Annotated in this window: 26 protein-coding genes; 17 read left to right on the forward strand and 9 right to left on the reverse strand. The window is 45.7% G+C overall.

Features of this window, described 5'->3' with window-relative positions; genetic code table 11:
- Nucleotides 1-128 precede the first annotated feature (128 nt).
- From BCT34_RS03930 to BCT34_RS03945, 4 genes are all read left to right on the forward strand, one after another.
- Nucleotides 129-1,340 carry an aspartate aminotransferase family protein gene (locus BCT34_RS03930; RefSeq protein WP_048605374.1) on the forward strand — a complete coding sequence of 404 codons (1,212 nt, stop codon included), beginning with the start codon at nt 129-131 and terminating at the stop codon, nt 1,338-1,340.
- Nucleotides 1,341-1,447: 107 nt separating this feature from the next.
- Complete coding sequence (gene astA / locus BCT34_RS03935; protein ID WP_009848917.1) at nt 1,448-2,467, forward strand: arginine N-succinyltransferase; 1,020 nt, start codon at nt 1,448-1,450, stop codon at nt 2,465-2,467.
- Between the two features lie 39 nt (nt 2,468-2,506).
- The gene (astD, locus tag BCT34_RS03940) at nt 2,507-3,964 is read left to right on the forward strand and encodes a succinylglutamate-semialdehyde dehydrogenase (RefSeq protein ID WP_076656798.1); all 1,458 of its coding nucleotides are present in this window, start codon (nt 2,507-2,509) and stop codon (nt 3,962-3,964) included.
- 212 nt (nt 3,965-4,176) lie between these two features.
- Nucleotides 4,177-4,968 (forward strand): DUF1338 domain-containing protein, encoded by a 792-nt coding sequence (locus BCT34_RS03945; RefSeq protein ID WP_076656799.1) that lies wholly within the window; start codon nt 4,177-4,179, stop codon nt 4,966-4,968.
- 192 nt (nt 4,969-5,160) lie between these two features.
- Here BCT34_RS03945 and crp read toward each other — a convergent pair whose 3' ends face one another.
- From crp to BCT34_RS03975, 6 genes are all read right to left on the reverse strand, one after another.
- Entirely contained in the window at nt 5,161-5,793 is a 633-nt protein-coding gene (crp, locus tag BCT34_RS03950; RefSeq protein WP_004729651.1) for a cAMP-activated global transcriptional regulator CRP, read from the reverse strand.
- A 239-nt stretch (nt 5,794-6,032) separates the two neighbouring features.
- Complete coding sequence (locus BCT34_RS03955) at nt 6,033-6,902, reverse strand: phosphoribulokinase (RefSeq protein ID WP_010435210.1); 870 nt, start codon at nt 6,900-6,902, stop codon at nt 6,033-6,035.
- Nucleotides 6,903-6,979: 77 nt separating this feature from the next.
- Nucleotides 6,980-7,192 (reverse strand): YheU family protein, encoded by a 213-nt coding sequence (locus tag BCT34_RS03960; protein ID WP_010435208.1) that lies wholly within the window; start codon nt 7,190-7,192, stop codon nt 6,980-6,982.
- Nucleotides 7,193-7,287: 95 nt separating this feature from the next.
- The gene (locus tag BCT34_RS03965) at nt 7,288-8,280 is read right to left on the reverse strand and encodes a hydrolase (protein WP_076656800.1); all 993 of its coding nucleotides are present in this window, start codon (nt 8,278-8,280) and stop codon (nt 7,288-7,290) included.
- 274 nt (nt 8,281-8,554) lie between these two features.
- Nucleotides 8,555-9,025 carry a TIGR02444 family protein gene (locus BCT34_RS03970; RefSeq protein ID WP_076656801.1) on the reverse strand — a complete coding sequence of 157 codons (471 nt, stop codon included), beginning with the start codon at nt 9,023-9,025 and terminating at the stop codon, nt 8,555-8,557.
- Entirely contained in the window at nt 9,022-10,944 is a 1,923-nt protein-coding gene (locus tag BCT34_RS03975; protein ID WP_076656802.1) for an ABC transporter ATP-binding protein, read from the reverse strand. Before BCT34_RS03975 ends, BCT34_RS03970 begins: the two co-directional genes overlap by 4 nt.
- Before the next feature lie 174 nt (nt 10,945-11,118).
- Between BCT34_RS03975 and kefG the strand changes: the two genes are divergently transcribed.
- The 5 genes from kefG (at nt 11,119) to BCT34_RS04000 (ending at nt 15,689) form a co-directional block, all read left to right on the forward strand.
- Nucleotides 11,119-11,703 carry a glutathione-regulated potassium-efflux system ancillary protein KefG gene (gene kefG, locus BCT34_RS03980; protein WP_076656803.1) on the forward strand — a complete coding sequence of 195 codons (585 nt, stop codon included), beginning with the start codon at nt 11,119-11,121 and terminating at the stop codon, nt 11,701-11,703.
- Complete coding sequence (gene kefB, locus BCT34_RS03985) at nt 11,690-13,486, forward strand: glutathione-regulated potassium-efflux system protein KefB (RefSeq protein WP_076656804.1); 1,797 nt, start codon at nt 11,690-11,692, stop codon at nt 13,484-13,486. Before kefG ends, kefB begins: the two co-directional genes overlap by 14 nt.
- 149 nt (nt 13,487-13,635) lie before the next feature.
- Nucleotides 13,636-13,836: a YheV family putative zinc ribbon protein gene (locus BCT34_RS03990; protein WP_029235422.1), complete on the forward strand. Its 201-nt coding sequence runs from the start codon at nt 13,636-13,638 to the stop codon at nt 13,834-13,836.
- A 94-nt stretch (nt 13,837-13,930) separates the two neighbouring features.
- On the forward strand, nt 13,931-14,521 hold the full coding sequence (gene slyD, locus BCT34_RS03995; protein WP_076656805.1) for a peptidylprolyl isomerase: 591 nt from the start codon (nt 13,931-13,933) through the stop codon (nt 14,519-14,521).
- 202 nt (nt 14,522-14,723) lie between these two features.
- The gene (locus tag BCT34_RS04000; RefSeq protein ID WP_076656806.1) at nt 14,724-15,689 is read left to right on the forward strand and encodes an isoaspartyl peptidase/L-asparaginase; all 966 of its coding nucleotides are present in this window, start codon (nt 14,724-14,726) and stop codon (nt 15,687-15,689) included.
- A gap of 107 nt (nt 15,690-15,796) precedes the next feature.
- On the opposite strand, the gene BCT34_RS04005 is transcribed toward BCT34_RS04000, so the two are convergent.
- Together BCT34_RS04005 and BCT34_RS04010 are read right to left on the reverse strand one after the other, a co-directional pair.
- Nucleotides 15,797-16,024, reverse strand: coding sequence for a SlyX family protein (locus tag BCT34_RS04005; RefSeq protein WP_009848930.1), 228 nt, complete (start codon nt 16,022-16,024; stop codon nt 15,797-15,799).
- Between the two features lie 5 nt (nt 16,025-16,029).
- Entirely contained in the window at nt 16,030-17,007 is a 978-nt protein-coding gene (locus BCT34_RS04010) for a PQQ-binding-like beta-propeller repeat protein (protein WP_076656807.1), read from the reverse strand.
- Between the two features lie 131 nt (nt 17,008-17,138).
- Between BCT34_RS04010 and fkpA the strand changes: the two genes are divergently transcribed.
- From fkpA to fusA, 8 genes are all read left to right on the forward strand, one after another.
- Nucleotides 17,139-17,915: an FKBP-type peptidyl-prolyl cis-trans isomerase gene (fkpA, locus tag BCT34_RS04015; protein WP_076656808.1), complete on the forward strand. Its 777-nt coding sequence runs from the start codon at nt 17,139-17,141 to the stop codon at nt 17,913-17,915.
- Nucleotides 17,916-18,120: 205 nt separating this feature from the next.
- On the forward strand, nt 18,121-18,846 hold the full coding sequence (locus tag BCT34_RS04020; protein WP_004729851.1) for a transcriptional regulator: 726 nt from the start codon (nt 18,121-18,123) through the stop codon (nt 18,844-18,846).
- Nucleotides 18,840-19,229 carry a sulfurtransferase complex subunit TusD gene (tusD, locus tag BCT34_RS04025; RefSeq protein WP_076656809.1) on the forward strand — a complete coding sequence of 130 codons (390 nt, stop codon included), beginning with the start codon at nt 18,840-18,842 and terminating at the stop codon, nt 19,227-19,229. Before BCT34_RS04020 ends, tusD begins: the two co-directional genes overlap by 7 nt.
- Nucleotides 19,226-19,582 carry a sulfurtransferase complex subunit TusC gene (gene tusC / locus BCT34_RS04030; RefSeq protein ID WP_076656810.1) on the forward strand — a complete coding sequence of 119 codons (357 nt, stop codon included), beginning with the start codon at nt 19,226-19,228 and terminating at the stop codon, nt 19,580-19,582. The genes tusD and tusC overlap by 4 nt, the downstream gene beginning before the upstream one ends.
- A gap of 8 nt (nt 19,583-19,590) precedes the next feature.
- Nucleotides 19,591-19,866 carry a sulfurtransferase complex subunit TusB gene (gene tusB / locus BCT34_RS04035; protein WP_076656811.1) on the forward strand — a complete coding sequence of 92 codons (276 nt, stop codon included), beginning with the start codon at nt 19,591-19,593 and terminating at the stop codon, nt 19,864-19,866.
- Nucleotides 19,867-20,048: 182 nt separating this feature from the next.
- Nucleotides 20,049-20,423, forward strand: coding sequence for a 30S ribosomal protein S12 (gene rpsL / locus BCT34_RS04040; RefSeq protein ID WP_004737194.1), 375 nt, complete (start codon nt 20,049-20,051; stop codon nt 20,421-20,423).
- Between the two features lie 106 nt (nt 20,424-20,529).
- A complete protein-coding gene (rpsG, locus tag BCT34_RS04045; protein ID WP_004737195.1) occupies nt 20,530-21,000 on the forward strand; it encodes a 30S ribosomal protein S7 in 471 nt (156 codons plus the stop codon).
- Nucleotides 21,001-21,166: 166 nt separating this feature from the next.
- Nucleotides 21,167-23,263, forward strand: a complete 2,097-nt coding sequence (gene fusA / locus BCT34_RS04050) for an elongation factor G (RefSeq protein ID WP_076656812.1) — start codon at nt 21,167-21,169, stop codon at nt 23,261-23,263.
- Here fusA and BCT34_RS24550 read toward each other — a convergent pair.
- Nucleotides 23,244-23,430, reverse strand: a 187-nt coding sequence (locus BCT34_RS24550) for a hypothetical protein (protein WP_206747214.1), incomplete at its 5' end; no start/stop codon positions are given. The two genes, fusA and BCT34_RS24550, sit on opposite strands and share 20 nt — an antisense overlap.

The raw sequence follows: 23,430 nt of genomic DNA on the forward strand, positions 1-23,430 counted from the left end.
TATTGAAAAGGTTAATTAAATGTAAATATAATGCTGCAGCGGGATTATGGCGAGACAAAATATCTTTGTCTCACTTATGAACCATTACGCTTATTTGCGAAGCTTGCGGTATCGAGAAGGAATGTACGATGACAGTGGAAAATAAAGTAGAACGTAGTCTGTTTAATGAGGTGATGGTGCCTTGTTATAACCCAATGGAAATGATCCCAGTAAAAGGGGAAGGCGCACGCGTTTGGGACCAACAAGGCCGAGAGTATATCGACTTTGCTGGTGGTATCGCTGTGAGCTGTTTGGGTCACTGTCACCCGGCAATGGTTAACGCAGTTACTGAGCAAGCAAACAAGATTTGGCACCTAAGTAACGTGATGACCAACGAACCTGCACTGCGTCTAGCGAAAAAGCTAACAGACGTATGTTTTGCAGAAAAAGTATTCTTTGCAAACTCTGGCGCGGAAGCTAACGAAGCAGCTCTAAAGCTAGCTCGTCGTTGGGCGGCGGATGTTCACGGTCCTGAGAAATCTGAAATCATTGCATTCAAACAAGGTTTTCATGGTCGTACTTTCTTTACCGTAACGGTTGGTGGTCAAGAAGCTTATTCTGATGGCTTTGGTCCTAAACCAGGCGATGTGACTCACCTACCTTACAACGATATTGCAGCACTAGAAGCGCATATCTCTGATCGCACTTGTGCCATCATGATGGAACCTCTGCAAGGCGAAGGCGGTATCATTTCTCCTACGTCTGAATTCGTGAACACAGTTCGTGAACTGTGTGACAAACACAATGCACTGCTGATCTTTGATGAAGTGCAAACCGGTAATGGTCGTACTGGTAATTTCTATGCTTACCAAGGTCTAGGTGTAACGCCAGACATCCTAAGTACAGCAAAATCTCTAGGTGGTGGTTTCCCTATCGGTGCAATGCTGACGACTTCTGAACTTGCGACACACCTAAAAGTTGGCACACACGGCTCTACTTACGGTGGTAACCCGCTGGCATGTGCAGTAGCAGAAGCGGTTGTTGATGTGGTTAGCCAACCTGAAACATTAGCTGGCGTGAAAGAGCGCGAAGCATTGTTCCGTGATGGTCTTGCTAAGATTAACGATAAGTACCAAATTTTCAGTGAAGTTCGTGGCAAAGGCCTACTACTAGGTGCTGCGCTTAACGAAGAGTGGCAAGGCCGTGCACGTGACGTATTAGTAGCAGCAGGCGAACAAGGCTTGATGGTACTGGTTGCGGGTGCAAACGTGGTTCGTTTCACGCCATCACTGGTTATTACTACACAAGAAATTGAAGAAGGCTTATCAAAACTAGACAAAGCAATTGCTACGCTAGTTTAGCCTGAGCGGCGTCATAGGAATGATTGCCAATAGAGCGATCCCATGACGTTCTGCTAAAGGCCCAAGCTTCTGGTTTTGGGCCTATTTTGCATCTGGAGGGAATATTGATGCTAGTTGTTCGCCCAATAAAATTATCTGATTACGATGCGCTGCATACCTGCGCGGTTGAATCTGGTCACGGATTCACATCTCTTCCGGTTAACGAAGAACTGTTAACTAACCGTATTACTCATTCTGAATACAGCTTTGCCAAACAAGACGTGACTGAACCCGGTGATGAAGGCTACCTAATGGTTGGCTTTGATACTGAAACGGGTGAAGTTGCGGGTACGACTGGCATTGAAGCCTCAATTGGCTGGGATGTCCCGTTTTATTCGTACCACATCAGCAAAGTGGTTCACTCATCGCAAAAGCTTGGCGTGAATAACGTCGTGAAGCTACTGACTTTCGGTAATAACTACACAGGATGCAGTGAGATCTGCACATTGTTCTTGCGCCCAGCTTTCCGTGGTGGATTGAATGGTCGTTTGATGTCGAAGTGTCGCTTCCTGATCATGTCTGAGCACCCAGAGCGTTTTTCGAAAACGATTTTTGCTGAGATGCGTGGTGTATCGGATGCAGAAGGTAATTCTCCTTTCTGGCAATGGCTGCAAGAGCACTTCTTCTCGATTGATTTCACGCTTGCTGATTACCTAACCGGTATTGGTAAGAAAGGCTTCATTGCTGATCTTATGCCGAAGCTGCCTATCTATGTGAACCTACTGAGCAAAGAAGCTCAGGCGGTGATCGGAGAGGTTCATGACAATACGCGCCCTGCACTTAAGTTGTTGGAACGTGAAGGTTTCACTAACCGTGGCTATGTCGATATCTTTGATGCGGGCCCAACGGTTGAGTGTGATTTAAGAAACATCGAATCTGTGCGTCATGCGATTAGAGCACAGGTTCAAATTGCAGAGCACTCAAGCTCTAAAGATTTCCTAATTGGTAATACCTCATTTGAGAACTTCCGCGCAGTAGCCGCGAAAGGCGCGTATGACCAAGCAAGCGACACAGTGATTTTATCATCTGAAGTAGCAAGCGCTCTTGAAGTAAAAGAAGGCGAATTCGTTCGCATGTTGGCTCAGTAAGATCGGCGATTATCTGTCGAAGATTTTAAGGATAGAAGTATGACTCAGTGGATAGCAGGACAGTGGGTGGCAGGTCAAGGTGACGCCATGACATCAGTAAGCCCATACAACAATGAAGTAGTGTGGCAAGGTGATAGCGCAACACCAGCACAGGTTGAATCTGCAGTAGCAGCAGCTCGTGAAGCCTTCTTGGTTTGGAAAAAATTGAGCTTTGCAGAGCGTGAAGCGATCGTGTTGAACTTTGCTGAGAAGGTAAAAGAGAACAGCGAAGAGATTGCACAGATCATCGCAAAAGAGACGGGCAAACCGATTTGGGAAACTCGCACTGAAGCGGGTGCAATGGCGGGTAAAATCGCTATCTCTATTCGTGCTTACCACGAACGTACCGGTGAAGCTTCACGTGAAGCGGCGGGCAACCAAATTGTACTTCGTCACCGTCCATTGGGCGTGATGGCGGTATTTGGTCCTTACAACTTCCCAGGTCACCTACCTAACGGTCATATTGTTCCAGCTCTGCTATCAGGTAACACCGTAGTATTCAAACCTTCAGAGCAGACACCTTGGACGGGTGAGTTTGCAATGAAGCTATGGCAAGAAGCGGGTCTTCCTGCTGGCGTAATCAACCTAGTACAGGGCGCTAAAGAGACAGGTATTGCACTAGCAGATGCTAAAGGTCTTGATGGCGTACTATTCACAGGTAGTGCCAATACCGGTCATATCCTACACCGTCAATTCGCGGGCCAACCGGGCAAGATGCTGGCACTAGAAATGGGCGGCAACAACCCTATGGTGATCAGCGACCAATACGGTGATGCAGACGCAACGGTATACACTATCATCCAATCGGCTTTCATCAGTGCGGGTCAACGTTGTACATGTGCTCGTCGTTTGTATGTTCCTGTTGGAGAGAAGGGCGATCAACTACTGGATAAGCTCGTTGCTGCGACCTTGAAGATTCGTGTCGATCAGCCATTCGCTGAGCCAGCACCCTTCATGGGGCCACAGATCTCTGAAGCTGCGGCTAAGTTCATTCTGGACGCGCAAGCGAATCTGCAATCGTTAGGCGGTGTAAGTCTAGTCGAAGCAAAAGCGGGTGAAGCGGCGTTTGTTTCTCCGGGTATTATCGATGCAACCAACATTGCTGAACTGCCAGATGAAGAGTACTTCGGTCCATTGCTGCAAGTGGTTCGTTACCAATCGCTAGAGCAAGCGGTTGAGTTGGCTAACGACACACGCTTTGGTTTATCTGCTGGCTTAGTATCAACAGATGATTCTGAATGGGAATACTTCGTTGACCGTATCCGTGCAGGTATTGTTAACCGTAACCGCCAACTTACAGGCGCAAGTGGTGATGCACCGTTTGGTGGTCCGGGTGCTTCGGGTAACCTACGCCCAAGTGCTTACTACGCAGCGGACTACTGTGCTTACCCTATGGCTTCAATGGAAGGTGGTGAAACTCAACTACCAGCAACGTTTAGCCCAGGTATTGAGCTGTAGTTTCGGTTTATGAGCACGAGGCTCATTGGTTAAGTTTGAAATAGGGAAGTGGTGTTATCGCTTCCCTTTTGCATCACGTCCGACACCAAGATTGGACGGTAGATAATAATAGAAAAGTATGTCACAGGCTGATGGCTGCTGACTCTGTGTCTCAGCCTCTCCCTTTCTAATCCAAATCACTAGCTTGCTAGAACCTCTGACAAGGAGTCACCATGACGCCCGATCTACTCTTTAAATCTTTATGGGATGATTACATTCATAGACTGTGTCCATCGGCTGAGAAAGTACACCACTTGCTGAAAGAAGACGAAGCTCTGATTAATGATCACATTGCACTGCGTACTTTTAATGTTGCTCCGCTAGGGATTGAAACATTGGCTAAGCCTTTCCTTGAGCTAGGTTATCAAGCGTGTGGCGATTACTTGTTTGAGAGCAAGAAGCTAGTCGCGAAGCATTACGAGCACCCAGATCTAAAACAGCCCAAAGTATTCATAAGTGAGCTGAAGGTAGAAGAGTGTTCAAGTGAGCTACAACAGATCGTTGCTAAGTTGGTTGAACAAGTAGATGCAAGCAAGCTGCAAGGGCATGAGTTCTTGTTTGGCGGTCGTCTATGGGATTTGAGCTTCGCTGACTTCCAACAGTTAGCGAAAGAGAGCGAATACGCGTCTTGGCTAGCGGCTCATGGATATGGTGCGAACCACTTTACGGTGAGTGTGAACCAGCTTAATAACTTCGACGAAGTGCAGGCTGTGAATGACTACCTGAGCGAGTCTGGTTTCACTATCAATGCATCTGGCGGTGAGGTTAAAGGCTCTCCAGAGGTCTTATTAGAGCAATCATCAACAATGGCAGACAAAGTCCCAGTCTCATTTATTGAAGGCAATGAGATGATTCCTGGTGGCTTCTATGAGTTCGCTAAGCGTTATGCGATGGCCAATGGTGAGTTGTACACCGGATTCGTTGCAGCATCAGCAGATAAGATCTTCGAAAGCACCAACGGTTAACAAAAGGTACGAGCACGGACTCTACCCTAGAGATATGGTGAGGCTTGGTTTCGAGACAGTTTGTACTTGGAAGCTGTAGGTGTTTTATTCGCATCTCGCATCTCGCATCTGCTCTCTAGATCTTCAGAAAACAAAAAAAGCCACCAAATTCGCATTTGGTGGCTTTCAAGTTTTTGGCTCAGTTAATCGAGATTAACGAGTACCGTATACCACGATAGTTTTACCGTGTGCAGAAATGAGGTTCTGCTCTTCTAGCATCTTCAAGATACGACCTACTGTCTCACGAGAACAACCAACGATTTGGCCAATCTCTTGACGAGTGATCTTGATTTGCATGCCGTCAGGGTGAGTCATTGCATCTGGCTGCTTCGCTAGGTTAAGTAGCGTTTGAGCGATACGACCTGTTACGTCAAGGAACGCTAAGTCACCAACCTTTTGGCTAGTTACTTGTAGACGGTTTGCCATTTGCGCTGAAAGACGCATTAGGATATCTGGGTTCACTTGGATAAGTTGACGGAATTTCTTGAAAGAAATCTCAGCTACTTCACAAGGAGATTTAGCACGAACCCAAGCAGTACGCTCTTGGTCTTCTTCGAACAAGCCAAGCTCACCGATGAAGTCGCCTTGGTTTAGGTAAGAAAGAATCATTTCCTTACCTTCTTCGTCTTTGATAAGAACTGCCACAGAACCTTTAACGATGTAGTACAAGGTTTCTGCCTTTTCACCAGCATGAATCAAAGTACTTTTTGAAGGGTACTTATGAATATGACAGTGTGAAAGGAACCACTCTAATGTTGGATCGGTTTGAGGTTTACCTAGAACCATAATATCTCACTTCCTCTGCAGGGTATGCTTGCCGCTTTCCGTATTTTAGCTAAGCCTGGATTGACTTGTAGGATAAGAGCACTCGTTGAGTGCTGCAAGCTATCTTGTGTTTCGTTTAAGAATAGTATCCTTTTTCAGGTACTATTTCTTGATTTTAATCGTGACCAAGCTACGATTTTTTACGCAAAATTGTGCACATGATCACGGTATGAAAAGTAATCAACCAGAATGTCGTTTTGTTAACCTATTTTTCCGGTTTCGATGAGTTGTTGCAGGATTGGCCTCACGATGAGCTCCATAGCAAAACTCATCTTGCCACCTGGAACCACTAGCGTGTTATGGCGAGACATAAACGAGCCATCAATCATAGCCAGCAGGTAGGGAAAATCGACGTTTTTGATGCCACGCAAACGTATAACAACGAAGCTTTCGTCTAAACTTGGAATCCCTTTGGCGTTAAGTGGGTTCGATGTATCTACGGTTGGAACACGCTGAAAGTTGATATGAGTACGCGAGAATTGCGGGGTAATGTAGTTAAGGTAATCATCCATGGAACGAACAATAGAGTCCATTACCGCTTCACGTGAGTGGCCACGATCACGGGTGTCGCGAACGAATTTTTGGATCCATTCTAGGTTTACGATAGGCACCATGCCGATCAGCAAATCGACGTGTTGAGATACGTTAATGTCGCCGTCAACCACACCGCCGTGTAGGCCTTCGTAAAACATCACATCGGAATTTTCAGGGATCTCTTGCCATGGCGTGAAGGTGCCCGGCATTTGATTGTAAGGTACGGCTTCATCGAAGGTGTGCAGGTAGCTTCGTACTTTACCTGTTCCTTCGTTCCCGTATTTACGGAAGAACTCTTCTAGCGCACCAAAGTCGTTGGCTTGTGGACCAAAGTAGCTGATGTGCTTACCTTGCTCGCGCGCTTTACGGATCTCGACATCCATCTCTGGGCGAGTGAAGCGATGGAAACTATCCCCTTCAACCCAAGCAGCCTTCACGTCCATCATATTGAACATTTTACGGAAGGCTTCTGAGGTGGTGGTGGTGCCGGCTCCAGATGAACCCGTCACCGCAATAATTGGATGCTTAGCGGACATGACAACCCTTGTCTTTTGAGTAACTTACTTGTTAGCAATCGTTTACCACTATAACACGGCTCCTTTATGAGCGCAGCTTAGAAGCGTTTTGTGACTTGAATATCAACGGTTTCATGGAGCTCAGAAAACACGATGCTGACTTCTCCTGAAGCTAATTGATGTTTCACTTGGTCAATCTTGTTTTGCAATGAAACCTCTACGTCGCCGTAGTCTGTGCCTTCACGTAGCACGAACTCTTTGATGAGGTTTTCCAGTGTCTCTGGCGCAATGTCTTGCCATGGAATGATCATAAATACTTATCTCTTTTATGTTCATAGATATGTTTATTGATGTAGAAATGCGTGTGCTTAGTAATGTTTTGCTTCTATTTACTCAGGCTCGGTCATTATGCCGAATCTTGGATACTTTCATAGTAGGCAGGCAACGCTTCTTCTAGCCAAAACCTTGGTTTGAGTGTGCTGCCAGTAATAAATCCAACATGGCCACCTTTTTGAAACAGTCGATAATCGATGTTATCGGGCAGAACGAACTTTGGGATCACATCATCGGTCATGAAAGGATCGTCTTTGGCATGAATGATCTGAGTGGGCAGTTTGATCTTATTGAGCTTGGGCAGCGCAGAACATTGCGCATAATAGTCTTGGGCATTTTTGAAGCCGTGCAGAGGTGCAGTGATTCGTTCATCAAACTCATACAGTTTGGTGATGTTCTTGATGGCTTCAGCGGTGATGCCAAGCTTTTCCTGTAGCAGGTTAACCTTTTTAAGCGCGTTTGATTTTAGAGAGTTGAGCAGGTACTTCTTATAGAGCTTGGAGAAGCCACGTTCAATACGACTAGAGCAACACGCTAGGTCAAAAGGAGCAGATACGATGGTCGCCGCCGATAGCAGTGGGTCATCTGCGTACTCAGCCAAATAGTTCGCTAACATGTTTCCACCTAAGGATATGCCAACCGCGACCTTGGGGTTATTCGGAAACTGCGCATGCAGATGTCTTAGGAAAAATCGCGCATCTTCGACTTCACCTGAATGGTAAGCGCGAGCTAAGCGATTGGGTTTTCCGCTGCAACCTCTGAAGTGCATCATCACGGACAGCCAACCATCTTTGGCAAAGGCATTCATCAGTCCGTTGGCGTAAGGGCTCTCAAAGCTTCCTTCTAAACCGTGGAATAGAACGAATATCGGCTTGCTACTTTGAGCATCATTATTTGGGGTTTCACCGTCTGGTGATTCGCTCCAAGCAAGATCAAGAAAGTCACCATCGGGTGTTTCTAAGGTTTGCCAGTGAGGATGAAACAGCGCTTGTTTTCTAATAAATCGTGGCACTAAGGTTTGTAAGTGCGGATTTGAGAGACCAGCGGCTGCAGTAAATATTGTCATAAAAACGATCCATGCTTCTTTTATGGGCTTTGATAAAGTGTTGAGCTTGCAGTGAAACGCCCACGTTTTTATTTGAGCTTGGTTGATTCTCAGCGTAAGCGCAAGGCTTTCACTTATACGAGATACAAAAACAAGCCAAAGTTAACCGATTGAATAATATCAAGGTTAGGCGTGCTAAACATTTCATGATGCGTATTGCTCAGTTCATGCACATGAGAGAGATAGGGCGCGGTTAAGCTTGGGTCTTGATTGAATAAAAAGAAAAGGGAACGAGTTAGGGCTGAGGTGCTGGTTCAGAAAAAGCGTCGTAGAGGTTTTCTGCTCCTAATAAACGACAGTATTGCAGAGCCAGTGGCGCTTGTTTATTGGTGAAAAGTTGCAGCGAGTTAATACAGTCGACAAGATCGGATTGCTGTTGCTTCTCAAGTTGTAGTTCAAACTGCAGGGCTTCACGGTAGAGAGAGTCAACAACGTGCGCCTTGAGGTGCTTACGTAGCTCTCGATAACTATGAAGCAGGGTTTCAGAGCGGCTCAAACACTGTTGTACCTTGTGCCACTCTTCTTCAGCAAAAGACAATTGCTGCTCATCAAGCCATTTGAGAAGCAGCAGTAGATTGACGTTGCCGTGGAACTGGTTTTGCAGAGCTAGGCACGCATCCTTTACACCACGCACACTGTAATACTGAAGGCTAAATTGCCATAGTCGTTCCAGTGTTAGTGATATTGGGGCGTGCTCTGGGCTCATAAGCTATCCATATCCTGTTCCATCTGCTCAAGCTCTTCTTGAGTGGACATCCAATCCATTTCAACTTCTTCTAGTTGTGACTTACTGCTCGCTTGGAGAGCGAGTACTTTATTCAGTTTAGCCTTATTTTCAGCTTCATACAGTGAAGTGTCGGATAATTCTTGCTCGGCTTCTTCAAGAGCCTGCGTTAATTTATCCATCTGCTTTTCAAATTGAGTCAGCTTTTTACGCAGTGGTGCCGTCAGTTTACGAAATTCTGCTTCTTTACGTTTCTGCTCTTTTTTCGCTGCTGCACTGTTGGCGCCATCTTTTGCTGGTGCCAATGCTTGTGCTTCTTTGCGCTCAACTTTTTGTTGCTCGGTTAGCCACTTGTAGTAATCGCTTAAGTCACCATCAAACGGTGCTACTTGGCGGTCGTGTACTAGGTACAGATCATCTGTGGTTGCACGCAGTAGGTAACGGTCGTGCGATACGATAACCATCGCGCCTTCAAACGTCTGCAAGGCAAAAGTCAGCGCCTGACGCATGTCGAGATCCAAGTGGTTGGTTGGTTCATCGAGTAGCAACAGGTTTGGTTTTTGCCATACCAATAGCGCCAATACTAAACGTGCTTTTTCACCACCAGAGAATGGGGCTACTTTATCGAGCGCTTTTTCACCTTGGAAACCGAAGCTACCTAGGTAATCACGCAGTTGTTGCTCGGTATGTTTAGGGGCAATCTGCATCATGTGTTGTAGCGGTGTTTCTTCAGGGTGCAGTGTTTCTAATTGGTGCTGCGCAAAGTAACCAATCTTAACGCCTTGTGAATAGCTCAGTTCACCACCTTGCTGTTTCAGTTCACCAGAAAGCAGTTTAATTAGTGTTGATTTACCAGCACCATTTCGACCAAGCAGACCAATACGACTGCCCGGTACTAGGTTCAGGCGAATCTTCTCTAGAATCAGATTGTCATCATAACCTGCAGAGACTTCGTCCATCATCATGATTGGGTTTGGTAGTGCGTCTGGCTCTCTGAACTCAAAGCTGAATGGGTTATCAAACTGAGCGGGTAGCACTTGTTCCATTTTTTCTAATGCTTTAATACGGCTCTGCGCTTGGCGAGCTTTTGAAGCTTTATAACGGAAACGGTCAATGTAGCTCTGCATATGAGACATTTGTTTCTGCTGCTTTTGGTACATTGCTTGTTGCAGAATCAGTTTTTGCGCTCGTTGGGTTTCGAACGATGAGTAGTTACCCGCGTACTCATTGAGCTGTTGATTTTCAACATGTACGATTCGGTTGACGATAGGGTCTAAGAAGTCTCTATCGTGCGAGATAAGTACTAGCGTGCCAGAGTAGGTTTGTAACCAACGTTCTAGCCACATTACAGCGTCTAAATCCAAGTGGTTGGTCGGTTCATCGAGTAGCAGTAGGTCACTACGACATAGTAGGGCTTGCGCTAGGTTCAAACGCATACGCCAACCACCTGAGAATTGAGTCAGGTTCCATGTCATTTGTTCTTGGCTAAAGCCAAGGCCGTCCAGTAACTCGGCAGCGCGCGCCTTGATGCTGTAACCACCAATGGTTTCAATCTTGCCGTGGATCTCTGCTACCAATGTGCCGTTGTCGGCTTGTTCAGCTTTCTCTAGTTGGTCTTCAAGGCCGCGGTATTCACGGTCGCCATCAATCACGTATTCAATTGCTGTTCTTTCTAACGCTGGGGTTTCTTGAGCAACCCAAGCCATTTCCCAGTGAGCGGGTTTACTGAATGAGCCAGCATCAATAGACAGTTCGTCCTTAATTAGGGCGAATAGCGTAGATTTACCACAGCCGTTTTTACCAACCAAACCGATCTTGTCGCCAGGGTGAAAAGTCGCAGATGCTTGGTCGAGGAGTGGCTTACCGCCGCGTAGCAATTGAATATCAGAGAAAGTAATCATAATTGAAATAGCATAGAAATTTGAGGTGAACAGACGCCTGCATAGTAGGCTGAAACCAGATAAAAGTCGATCACAATGCAATTTGCGTTATGATGCCAATAACATATTAATAACTTTTGCTTAAATTCTTGTGGCCTTGCCACCGTTTAGCCCTCAAAGGAATGTTTCAAAGGAATGAGTAATACTCCCTCGACAGACAAAGTCTTGCCAAAGGTGTTGATCATCTATGCGCACCCAGAGCCGCAAACCTCTATTGCTAATCAGATGATGATTAAGAAGGTAGAGTCGCTCGGTCATGTCAAAATTCATGATCTCTACGCCATCTACCCAGACTTCTTTATCGATGTGCCTTATGAGCATCAATTACTCCTAGAGTACGATGTGATTGTGTTCCAGCATCCTCTGTTTATGTATTCCTGTCCTTCATTATTAAAAGAGTGGTTTGATCGCGTGTTAGGCAAGGGTTTTGCGTTTGGTGAGCAAAGTGCACTTAAAGGTAAACACTGGCGCAGCGTGATCACTACCGGTGGTAAAGAAGAGGCGTTTGGTGCTGCAGGCTATAATAAATATCCATTACAAGAGATCTTGCAGCCATTCGAGTTAACCGCTTCTTTGTGTCAGATGAACTGGATATCCCCTTTGGTTTTACACTGGGCACGAAATGTTACCGATATGACGCGTTACCAGCATGCAGAAGAATATCGAAACTGGTTGCGAGCCCCGCTACAAGATATAGGAGCAGATGATGGCTCTGACTAATGATTTTCTACAAAGTAGCGTTATATTTTTAGCGGCTGCTGTGGTTGCGGTTCCTATCGCACAGCGCGCCGGTTTGGGTTCGGTATTAGGTTACCTTCTGGCTGGTGTTGCTATTGGCCCTTGGGGGCTTGGCTTAATCAGTGATGTAGAGGCGATACTGCACTTCTCCGAATTTGGGGTGGTACTGCTACTCTTCTTGATTGGTTTAGAGCTTAATCCTAAAAAACTGTGGCAGATGCGAGCTCCCATTCTCGGGCTGGGTGGTGCGCAAGTGCTGATCACCACCCTGATTATTACCGCCATCGCCTGTATGTTCGGTTTAACGTGGCAAACCAGCCTAGTAATAGGTATGGGTTTGGCTTTGTCCTCGACCGCTATCGCTTTACGGGTCATTGAAGAGCGAGAGCTTGGTGGTAAAGAAGCGGGTCAGTCAGGCTTTGCAGTACTACTTTTCCAAGATATCGCAGTGATACCAATGTTGGCAATGTTGCCTTTGCTTGCGGGCAATACGGGCGGCAGCTGGGCTGACATGCTTTGGATGCTGGGTGGCGTGATTGGTCTGCTAGTCGGTGGCCACTTCTTGTTGAGACCGCTATTCCGATACGTAGTCATGAGTGGCGTACGTGAATTGTTCACCGTCGCAGCACTGTTATTGGTGATTGGTATTGCTGTGATCATGCAACAGATTGGCTTGTCGATGGCATTGGGTACTTTCCTAGCGGGCGTACTTCTGGCTGAGAGTGAATACCGACACGAGCTTGAAATCGCGATTGACCCATTCAAAGGGTTATTGCTTGGTTTGTTCTTTATCTCTGTGGGGATGGCGGTGAACTTAGGTTTACTAGCAGAAAGCCCATTCGCGATACTGATTGCTGTATTAGCTCTCGTGGTTTTGAAAGGCTTAGTGCTGTATGCGCTAGCTCGTATTTTCGGTACTCAGGCTAAAGCGCGTAGCCGCATGGCGATGATTCTTAGCCAAGGTGGTGAATTCGCTTTCGTTATCTTCACGGCGGCAAGTGCGCAAGGCATCTTGAGTGGTGAGCAAGTGTCGTTCTTGCTGGTAGTGGTGAGTCTATCTATGGTGACCACACCATTGATGCTTAAGCTGCAAGATCGATTCTTTGCTCGTCAACTTAACCAAATCAGTGAAAACGCGATGTCTTCGGATGTGGTCGATCGTAGTCCTCGAGTGATCATTGCTGGCTTTGGTCGTTTCGGTCAGATCATTGGTCGCTTGATGTATGCCAATAAGATTCGCATCACCGTCCTTGAGAGTGATGCCAGCCAAATCCATATCCTAAGAAAGTTCGGCTACAAAGTGTTTTACGGAGACTCGACTCACCTTGAGCTGTTACGCGCAGCCGGTGCTGATAAAGCAGAGGCGATTGTGTTGTGTACCGACTCTCCCGATGAAATCATGAAAACCGTCGACTTGTGTAAGCAGCACTTTCCACGCTTAAAGATCTTAGCGCGTGCTCGAAGCCGTGTTGAAGCGTATCAATTGCTTAACCACGGTGTGAGTAATTACTCTCGTGAAACCTTCCTTGGGGCGCTGGATTTAGGTCGTCAAACATTGACTGAGCTTGGCATGCATCCATACAAAGCGAAGCGAGCAGAAGCACACTTTAGAAAATTGGATAATGGTATGCTTAAAGAGCTGTTGCCTCAGCATAACGAAGATGCTGAGCTAGCCCAAAGAGCGAAAGAGGCTCGTAAAGAGCTTGAAGAGATTTTTGGACATGAGATGGAAAACGATCACCAATCTCGAAACTATTGGCAGTAGCTTGAACTGTTAACTAACGCTTGAGCTTAGGAATAGAGCTTGGGCATAGCGACTATAGAACCAATCTAATAATAAACGCGGTCTCAGCTTAGCTTGTAAATAAAGTGAGTGGGAAGAACTGCGAATCCAGAGTAGTAAAGGATATCAACGTGAAACAGAAAAAACGCTTTATCGCAGGGGCAAGCTGCCCAAGTTGCAACACTCAAGACACACTCCGTTGGTGGATTGAAAACAATATCGAGCTGGTGGAATGTGTCGATTGTGACTTCACAGAACAGCGTAAACCGAAAACTGTAGAGAAATCTGAACACGCGAATCAAGAAATGATCGGTATTTTTAAGCCTGAATGATTGAGTTTCGTTAATTGATCCCCATAATATCCGGGTACAGAATTTTTCCTAAGCTCAACTGTTCGAGCTTAGTCCAAACCTCCTTGGAGCTCTCATGAAAATTGAAAAGAACGTAGTAGTTAGTGTTGCATATCAAGTGAAACTTGAAGATGGCGTAGTAGTTGACCAATCAACTGCAGAAGCTCCACTAGATTACCTTCACGGTCACAACAACCTAATTACAGGTCTTGAAAAAGAGCTTGAAGGCAAAGTAGCTGGCGACAAGTTCTCTGCAACTGTTACTCCAGAAGACGCTTACGGCGAGCACAACGACGCACTAGTTCAACGCGTTCCTGCTGACGTATTCCAAGGTGTTGAGCAAATCGAAGTTGGCATGCGTTTCCTAGCGGATACTGACCAAGGTCCAATCCCTGTAGAAGTTACTGAAGTTGATGGCGACGAAGTTGTTGTTGATGGTAACCACATGCTAGCTGGCCAAACTCTAACGTTTGACGTTGAAGTTGTAGCGGTTCGTGAAGCGACTGAAGAAGAAGTTCAACACGGTCACGTACACCAAGAAGGCGGCTGTGGTGGCCACGGTCACGATCATGACCACGAAGGCGGTTGCTGTGGTGGCGAAGGCCATGACCACGGTGAAGAGAAAAAAGACGGCTGCTGCGGCGGCGGTAGCTGTGGTTCTCACTAATACCGAATTAACGGTTTAGATTTAGAATCTTGAAAGCCTCCCTTGTGGAGGCTTTTTTCGTATTAGCGCCGCGCTTTTTGACCTAGCTTTTTATCTACTAACCAAGCGTTCGTAAAAAGTTTGGTTTTCGCTATCAGACATCGAACCGTGGATGTGATATTGATAGCACAACATTACAAGACGACATCAGTGGAGAGTTCGCATGTCACAGCCTTTTTCAATTGCCATTCATGGTGGTGCAGGAACCATCTTGCGAGAGCAAATGAGCGATGAATTAAAAACGGGTATTACCGAGGCTTTGGAAAAGTCGGTTTTGGCTGGCTATCAAGTATTGCAAGCGGGTGGTGATGCGCTGGATGCCGTGGTTGCATCAGTCAAGGTGATGGAAGACAGCCCGCATTTTAATGCAGGTAAAGGCTCGGTTTTAACTCACGATGAATTTGTTGAGATGGATGCCTCTGTGATGCATGGACGTGAAATGGATGCAGGGGCAATTGCAGGGGTTCGTCATATCAAAAACCCGATTGAGCTCGCGCGTGATGTAATGCTGAAAAGCGACCACGTACTGCTGATAGGTGAAGGCGCCGAGAAGTTTGCGTTTGAGCACGACTACACCTTTACCGAGCAAGACTACTTCTTTACTGAGCGCCGTTACGAACAGCTTCAATCGATGAAAGAGAAAGGCATCTTTACCTTGTCTGAAGCGAAATACGATGAACAGCAAGCCCAGATATACCCTGACGACAAAAAGTACGGCACGGTTGGTGCAGTAGCATTAGACCAAGCAGGTAATTTAGCCGCCGCAACCAGTACCGGTGGCGTGACCAACAAGAAGTACGGCCGTGTCGGTGATTCTCCAATTATTGGCGCTGGTACTATTGCCGAGAATGGTAACGTTGCCGTTTCAACAACGGGGATGGGCGAGTTCTTCCTGCGTAAAATGGTCGCAGGTGATGTGGCAGCCCGAATGCGTTATCTGAAAGAGGATGTGCACACAGCTTGTGAAACGATCATTCAAGGTGAATTGAAAACCATGGGCGGAGAAGGCGGCTTGATCGCTATTGATGGTCAAGGCGATATTCATTTTGGAATGAACAGTTCGGGGATGTATCGTGCAAGTGTTGATACTGAAGGTCGTGTTGAAGTGAAGATTTATGCTGATGATTAAGTTTGTATCGGCTTAAATAAATAATCAAAAGGGCGGCAGATAATATCTGTCGCCCTTCGCTTTTCAGTCATGATAAATGAGCAATATCTAGCCCATTTGAATCGAACTTAATAGTGTGGAGGTGGCGTCTCTTCTGATGCGTCTGCTAGGTTAGAGCCATCCATATTTTTCACTTTGCCAACCACGAACTTCATCTGGTCTTGCATTCTCGTGATCAACATTTGTTGTTGGCTAAGCGCCTCATTGAGTTCTTCAATGGTCTGTTCTTGGAAAGCTAACTGACACTCAAGGTCATTCACGCGGCTTTCTAGTTGTTCAACTCGCTTTTCTGTCATCGTTCTTAATCCACATTCCAAGCTTGGGCTATGCCCGCAGAGGTGCCCGATATCACACGGTTCTTATCATCAAAGGCTGCATCATACACTACCGCACGAGGAGGGCGAGCATCTTTTAGTGGCTCAGCATCGTGGCGAGAAATTCGTTTGCCATCTTGAGTATTCCACACACTCACTTGGCTGGATGGCGTGCCCGTCACCAACATACTGCCGTCATCAGAAAAACGAGCACTCGAGAAAATCAATTGTCGAGACCAGCTTTGTAGTTGTGCCTGAGGCTCACCTGTTTCAAGATCCCAAATCATCGCTTGATTGCCGCCATCAGAAGTAAAAGCTAGCTCGCCATCGCGTTGTAGCGCGACTCGTACTACTCTTTGTTCATGCTCAAAGGTGCGCAATACCAAGCCCGACTCGGTATCCCAAAGGTAGGCTTTGTAGTCGTTTCCACCCGATAAGGCGTAGCGCCCATTGGATGAAAGGGACACGGAATTCACTTTTTCTCGGTGAGCGAGGAACTCCAGACGGCGTCCGGTGACTAAGTCCACATAGATGGCTTTGCCATTAGAAAGGCCAAGCAGTACTTTTTCACCATTGCTAGAGATATCGACATCGCGAATCAAGCCGTCGGAGATAGACCATAACCCTTGTGCTTGAGTCCAAGATAAGTCCCAAACGGCGAAGTTCATTTGGCTCGCGGTAATGGCAAAACGGCCATTGTCCGAGATACGGATACGCGATACTTGGTTTTCTAATTGATCTTGTGGGCCAAGCTGAGCCAACTCTTGGTTTTCGGCGAGGTCCCAAAGGAGCAGTTGTTTTTGCTGAGAGTACAGCAGGGCGAAGCGTCCATCTCTGCTGAGTGCAAAGCTGGTGGCACCATTGGGTTCAATTTCCCAACGCTGCTCATCATCTTGGAAGAAAAAACATCCATTTAACAAGGTGATGACAATTGTACATAGCAATGAGTGGAAAAATATTCGCATCACATCTAATAATCCGGTTTGTGTCGAAAGACATATGACTAGTATATTGTTATAACTAACGTATTCACACCAATCTAATCATTAGATTTGTGCACAATAACCAATGGCTTGGCCATTAATTGGAGAATTCAATGAAATCAGTTTTAAAAGTATCACTGCTTGCCGCAACGGTTATGCTAGCAGTTGGTTGTCAGAAAGAAGAACCAAAGGCAGAAGCTCCACAGGTTGAAGAAGTTAAAGTTGAAGCAGTAAACTTTAAAACAGAAGATGACAAAGCGGCTTACGCAATTGGTGTATCTTTCGCGAACTACCTAAGCACAAGCATTGATAAGCCAAGTGAGCTAGGTATTAACCTAGACAAAGACATGGTTCTTCAAGGTATCGAAGACGTATTCGCGGAGAAAACAGCACTGAACGAAGAAGAAACTCGTGCAGCTCTTGAAGCTCTAGACAAGCGTGTTGCAGAAACGATGCAAGCACAAGCGGCTGAAAAATCAGCAGCAGTGAAAAAAGCGGGTGATGACTTCCGCGCTGAGTTCGCTAAAACTGAAGGCGTAAAACAGACTGAATCTGGTCTACTTTACCAAGTAATGACAGCTGGTGAAGGCGCGTCTCCAAAAGACACTGATACCGTTCAAGTACACTACAAAGGCACGCTAACAGACGGCACTCAGTTCGATAGCTCTTACGATCGTGGCGAACCAGCAACATTCCCACTAAACCGCGTAATCCCAGGCTGGACTGAAGGCGTACAACTGATGCAAGTTGGTTCTAAGTACAAGTTCGTAATCCCGCCAGAGCTAGCATACGGTGAGCAAGACACACCGACTATTCCAGCTAACTCAACGCTAGTATTCGAAGTAGAACTACTAAACATCGATAACGCTGAAGCTGCACCTGCACAGTAATATTGGTTAAAAGCCTCGTACTAAAATACGTTGATTGAATAAAAAGCCTAACTTTGAGTTAGGCTTTTTTTATGATTTGAAGATGAGTATTTGATTTTTAAACTTGTTCTAAATCACTAGTTGCAATGTTAGCTAGGTGTGCAATTAAAATTTTCTGATAAACTTACATAAATTTGTTGATTTTTCACACGAAGGTAAGGAATAAGTGACTACTACAGAAACAGTCAATGCAGATGTGTTACTTGAAATGGAATCAGTCCACGTTATGCCATTCAGTGAACACGATAAAATCATTCTAAGATCTTATGAGGCTGTTGTTGACGGCATCGCGAGTCTTATTGGTCCGTTTTGTGAAATCGTTTTGCACTCTTTAGAAGACCTCAATACTTCTGCGATTAAAATTGCCAACGGCGAAAATACAGGTCGTCAGGTTGGTTCGCCGATCACCGATCTTGCATTGAAGATGCTAAAAGATATTGAAGGTTCTAAGCGCAACTTCTCACGTTCATACTTCACACGCGCAAAAGGCGGAGTATTGATGAAGTCGATCACGGTTGCTATCCGCAACGGTGAAGACCGAGTGATTGGCCTGCTGTGTATTAACGTCAACCTAGACGCACCATTCTCACAGGTGCTGCAATCGTTCATGCCTACGCAAGACGCAGACGAAGCCGCATCATCGGTTAACTTCGCTAGTGATGTTGAAGAGCTTGTCGATCAAACGGTTGAGCGCACCATTGAAGAAATCAATGCGGACAAGTCAGTATCGAACAACACCAAGAATCGTCAGATCGTGATGGAGCTTTACGACAAAGGTATTTTCGATATTAAAGACGCGATTAACCGTGTTGCCGAGCGACTGAACATCTCTAAGCATACTGTGTACCTATACATCCGCCAACGTAAAACAGAGGATGAAGAGGGTTGTTAAGCTATACACTCCTAGTGAATGGGCCTGTCTATGGCTCACAGTCAGCAAGAAGTGCTTACCAGTTTGCTGTGGCTCTTATTAAACAGGGCCACAAACTTCACAGTGTGTTCTTTTATCAAGAGGGCGTCAGTAACGGCTCAGATCTTACCGTACCTGCGAACGATGAATTTGACTTAGCTTCAGCTTGGCAAAAGTTGGCTGATGAGCACGATGTTAGTCTTGAAACCTGTGTAGCAGCAGCGCTAAGACGCGGAGTGGTGAGTTCTGAAGAAGCCGAACAACATCAACTAAGTGCCTCTAACTTAGCCTCTGGATTCACTCAGGCCGGATTAGGGAGCTTGTCGGAAGCGCTACTAACGCAAGATAGGGTTGTGCAGTTTTGAGAAAGTTAGCCTTTATATTTAACAGTTTTCCTCATACGACCGCTGCGGGTCGAGAAGGGTTAGACGCACTGCTTGCCGCTTCTGCTTATAGTGAAGACATCGCTGTGTTCTTTATTGGCGATGGCGTAACACAGCTTCTCAAAGCGCAGCAGCCCGACGAAACATTATCGCGTGACTACATCTCTGCATTCAAACTTATGGACCTGTACGATATTGAACAGGTATATGTGTGTCAGCGTAGTCTGAGTCAGTTTGGTCTTTCAGCTGACAACCTGTTGATTGATGTGACCACCGTTGAAGTCGATGAGTTAACGCAGAAGTTAGCTCAGTGCCAACAGATCCTGACTTTCTAGGGGACGCTATGCTTCATATCGTAAAATCAGTCGACAAACTTAAACTCGCATTAACCTACTCTCAACCGCAGGATCAGCTCCTTTTGGTCGAAGATGCAGTGTACGTTTGCCTTCCAAATCATGAGTTTTTCACTCAAATCAGTGCAGTAGAGCAGGTATCAGTGTTAAAAGCAGATCTCGATAGCCGAGGTTTACAAGTACTTGTCTCTAATACAATCGAACAAGTTGACTACGATGGGTTCGTTAAACTGACGGTTTTGAACGACAAATCAGTAACTTGGTAACCGTGTTTTATCAGTTTGGTTAAAAATAGACCATCCTGAGCTCTAGACGGCTAAAAAAGATCTGTATATTTCTTGACACACCTCCCACTGCTGAATAGAATTTTGCGTCCCTAATTACGACTTGTGACTAGGGATAGATTTTTCACAAAGCTTACTTTCAAGTAAATTTCAGGAGCTAGTTAATGGCAACTATTAACCAGTTGGTTCGCAAGCCTCGTGTAAAGCAAGTTGTTAAAAGCAACGTGCCTGCACTAGAAGCGTGCCCACAAAAACGTGGTGTATGTACTCGTGTTTACACTACTACACCTAAAAAACCTAACTCGGCACTACGTAAAGTATGTCGTGTACGTCTAACTAACGGTTTCGAAGTAACTTCGTACATCGGCGGTGAAGGCCACAACCTACAAGAGCACAGTGTTGTACTAATCCGTGGCGGTCGTGTAAAAGACCTTCCGGGTGTTCGTTACCACACTGTTCGCGGCGCACTTGACTGTGCTGGCGTTAACGACCGTAAACAAGGTCGTTCTAAGTACGGTGTGAAACGTCCTAAGTCTTAATTGATTCTCTTTTTAAAAAGAAATCGTTAAGTAAGGCCAAACACTATTTTATTTATTATTCTGAAAAGTTTTGGAAAAAACCTGAAGAAGACAACGGAGAATATCCATGCCACGTCGTCGCGTAATAGGTCAGCGTAAGATCCTTCCAGATCCTAAGTTCAAATCTGAATTGCTGGCAAAATTCGTTAACATCCTTATGGTTGACGGAAAGAAATCTACTGCAGAAAAAATTGTTTACACTGCACTAGATGCAATGGCTGAGAAGTCTGGTAAAGACCACTTAGCTGTATTTGAAGAAGCTCTTGAAAATGTTCGCCCAGCGGTAGAAGTTAAATCTCGCCGTGTAGGTGGTTCAACTTACCAAGTACCTGTAGAAGTTCGTCCGGTTCGCCGTAACGCTCTTGCTATGCGTTGGGTAGTTGAAGCTGCGCGTAAGCGTGGTGAAAAATCTATGGCTCAACGCCTAGCTGCTGAAATGCTAGACGCGTCTGAGAACAAAGGTACTGCGGTTAAGAAACGTGAAGACGTTCACCGCATGGCTGACGCAAACAAAGCGTTCGCACATTACCGTTGGTAATACCTTTTTAGTGCTGCAAGGTTCCTTGCAGCACTTCTTTAGTTCCTATGCTTATGCTAGGAACTATTGCTATTTCTAGGGCAAGCCATTTTTAGCGAAGTATCGCTTCTAACGCATAATCTAGACATAGCAATAGTCCCTAAGTCTCTAATAAGAGGATTCAACCGTGGCTCGTAAAACTCCTATAGAGCAATACCGTAATATCGGTATCGTTGCTCACGTAGATGCAGGTAAAACAACCACAAGTGAACGTATTCTGTTCTATACCGGTCTTTCTCACAAAATCGGCGAAGTTCACGATGGTGCAGCAACCATGGACTGGATGGAGCAAGAGCAAGAGCGCGGTATTACGATCACTTCAGCAGCAACCACTACGTTTTGGCGTGGTATGGAAGCTCAGTTCTCGGACCACCGTATCAACATCATCGACACTCCTGGACACGTTGACTTCACAATCGAAGTAGAACGTTCACTGCGTGTACTTGATGGTGCAGTTGTTGTGTTCTGTGGCTCATCTGGTGTTGAACCTCAGTCAGAGACAGTATGGCGTCAAGCTGATAAGTACCAAGTTCCACGTATGGTTTTCGTTAATAAAATGGACCGTACAGGCGCAGACTTCTTGCGCGTAGTTGAACAGATCAAGGATCGCCTAGGCGCAACTCCTGTTCCAATTCAATTAAACATTGGTGCTGAAGAAAACTTCCAAGGCGTTGTCGATCTTATCAAGATGAAGGCAATTAACTGGAACGACGCTGACCAAGGCATGACTTTCACGTACGAAGATATTCCTGCAGACATGCAAGAAATGGCTGAAGAATATCGTACAGAACTTGTTGAAGCTGCTGCAGAAGCAAATGAAGAGCTGATGGATAAGTACCTTGAAGAAGGTGAACTAACAGAAGCTGAAATCAAACAAGGTCTTCGTACTCGTACCCTTAATAATGAAATCGTACTTGCTACTTGTGGTAGTGCATTCAAAAACAAAGGTGTACAAGCTGTTCTAGATGCAGTTGTTGATTTCCTTCCTTCTCCAGTCGATGTACCTGCAATTAAAGGCATCGATGAAGACGAGAACGAAGCAGAGCGTCATGCGGACGACAAAGAACCGTTCTCAGCGCTAGCATTCAAGATCGCAACAGACCCATTTGTTGGTACTTTAACTTTCATCCGTGTTTACTCTGGTGTTGTAGAGAGCGGTAAAACTGCTTACAACTCTGTGAAGAAACAACGTGAGCGTTTAGGTCGCATTGTTCAAATGCACTCAAACAAGCGTGAAGAAGTAAAAGAAGTACGAGCAGGTGACATCGCGGCCATCATTGGCCTTAAAGATGTGACTACTGGTGAAACCCTTTGTGACCAGAACCATAAGATTGTTCTTGAGCGCATGGAGTTCCCAGATCCAGTTATTCAGATCGTTGTAGAGCCAAGCTCTCAAGCTGATCAAGATAAAATGACTATCGCTCTAGGTAAGCTAGCAGCGGAAGACCCATCGTTCCGCGTTGATATGGATGCGGAAACTGGCCAGACTCTGATTTCTGGCATGGGTGAACTACACTTAGATATCATCGTTGACCGTATGAAGCGTGAATTTAGCGTGAACTGCAACGTTGGTAACCCGCAAGTTGCTTACCGTGAAACTATTCGTGGTACAGCGAAAGCGGAAGGTAAATTTATCCGTGAACATGGTGGTAAAGGTCAATACGGTCACGTATGGCTGAAATTAGAACCATCAGAAGTTGGCGAAGGCTTTGTCTTCGTGGATGAAATTGCCAATGGTATCGTACCAAAAGAGTTTATCGCTTCAGTTGCTAAAGGCGTTGAAGAACAGATGAACAATGGTGTGCTTGCTGGCTATCCAGTTCTGGATATCAAAGCTACACTATATGATGGTTCTTACCATGAAACAGATTCAAGTGAGATGGCGTTTACAATCGCTGCCTCTATGGCTTTCAGATCGGGTGCACTTGAAGCGCAACCAGTTCTGCTTGAGCCTATGATGAAAGTTGAAGTAACTACTCCAGAAGACTGGATGGGTGACGTTGTTGGCGATATTAACCGTCGTCGCGGCATCATCGAAGGTATGGACGAGGGGACAGCTGGCCTGAAGATAATTCGTGCACAAGTTCCGTTGTCTGTCATGTTCGGTTACGCAACTGATTTACGTTCTGCGACACAAGGTCGTGCTTCTTACTCTATGGAGTTTAGTGAGTACGCTGAAGTGCCTAACAATGTTGCAAAAGCAATCATTGCAGAGCGTGGTTAAAAAAAGGAAGGCATTTTTTTTCATTTTTTGAAAGAACAATGCGTCCAAATATTGCGCTAACGAGAGTTGGCGCATAAAATAGCAATTTCTGGCGCGTCTCGCTCAATAATGAACGTGGCGAATCATAACTAGGAAGGAACACGATTGTGTCTAAAGAAAAATTTGAA

It is taken from the genome of Vibrio sp. 10N.261.45.E2 (assembly GCF_002875705.1).
GTDB lineage: Bacteria > Pseudomonadota > Gammaproteobacteria > Enterobacterales > Vibrionaceae > Vibrio.

Excerpts from the sequence above, each read along its gene's own strand:
- BCT34_RS03930 (WP_048605374.1), top strand. The coding sequence starts at position 129 with ATGACAGTGGAAAATAAAGTAGAACGTAGTCTGTTTAATGAGGTGATG.
- BCT34_RS04000 (WP_076656806.1), top strand. The coding sequence starts at position 14,724 with ATGTCACAGCCTTTTTCAATTGCCATTCATGGTGGTGCAGGAACCATC.
- BCT34_RS03945 (WP_076656799.1), top strand. The coding sequence starts at position 4,177 with ATGACGCCCGATCTACTCTTTAAATCTTTATGGGATGATTACATTCAT.
- astD (WP_076656798.1), top strand. The coding sequence starts at position 2,507 with ATGACTCAGTGGATAGCAGGACAGTGGGTGGCAGGTCAAGGTGACGCC.
- BCT34_RS03960 (WP_010435208.1), bottom strand. The coding sequence starts at position 7,192 with ATGATCATTCCATGGCAAGACATTGCGCCAGAGACACTGGAAAACCTC.
- slyD (WP_076656805.1), top strand. The coding sequence starts at position 13,931 with ATGAAAATTGAAAAGAACGTAGTAGTTAGTGTTGCATATCAAGTGAAA.
- BCT34_RS03970 (WP_076656801.1), bottom strand. The coding sequence starts at position 9,025 with ATGAGCCCAGAGCACGCCCCAATATCACTAACACTGGAACGACTATGG.
- rpsG (WP_004737195.1), top strand. The coding sequence starts at position 20,530 with ATGCCACGTCGTCGCGTAATAGGTCAGCGTAAGATCCTTCCAGATCCT.
- kefG (WP_076656803.1), top strand. The coding sequence starts at position 11,119 with ATGAGTAATACTCCCTCGACAGACAAAGTCTTGCCAAAGGTGTTGATC.
- crp (WP_004729651.1), bottom strand. The coding sequence starts at position 5,793 with ATGGTTCTAGGTAAACCTCAAACCGATCCAACATTAGAGTGGTTCCTT.
- rpsL (WP_004737194.1), top strand. The coding sequence starts at position 20,049 with ATGGCAACTATTAACCAGTTGGTTCGCAAGCCTCGTGTAAAGCAAGTT.
- BCT34_RS03975 (WP_076656802.1), bottom strand. The coding sequence starts at position 10,944 with ATGATTACTTTCTCTGATATTCAATTGCTACGCGGCGGTAAGCCACTC.
- BCT34_RS04005 (WP_009848930.1), bottom strand. The coding sequence starts at position 16,024 with ATGACAGAAAAGCGAGTTGAACAACTAGAAAGCCGCGTGAATGACCTT.
- tusB (WP_076656811.1), top strand. The coding sequence starts at position 19,591 with ATGCTTCATATCGTAAAATCAGTCGACAAACTTAAACTCGCATTAACC.
- astA (WP_009848917.1), top strand. The coding sequence starts at position 1,448 with ATGCTAGTTGTTCGCCCAATAAAATTATCTGATTACGATGCGCTGCAT.
- BCT34_RS03955 (WP_010435210.1), bottom strand. The coding sequence starts at position 6,902 with ATGTCCGCTAAGCATCCAATTATTGCGGTGACGGGTTCATCTGGAGCC.
- kefB (WP_076656804.1), top strand. The coding sequence starts at position 11,690 with ATGGCTCTGACTAATGATTTTCTACAAAGTAGCGTTATATTTTTAGCG.
- BCT34_RS04010 (WP_076656807.1), bottom strand. The coding sequence starts at position 17,007 with ATGCGAATATTTTTCCACTCATTGCTATGTACAATTGTCATCACCTTG.
- fkpA (WP_076656808.1), top strand. The coding sequence starts at position 17,139 with ATGAAATCAGTTTTAAAAGTATCACTGCTTGCCGCAACGGTTATGCTA.
- BCT34_RS03965 (WP_076656800.1), bottom strand. The coding sequence starts at position 8,280 with ATGACAATATTTACTGCAGCCGCTGGTCTCTCAAATCCGCACTTACAA.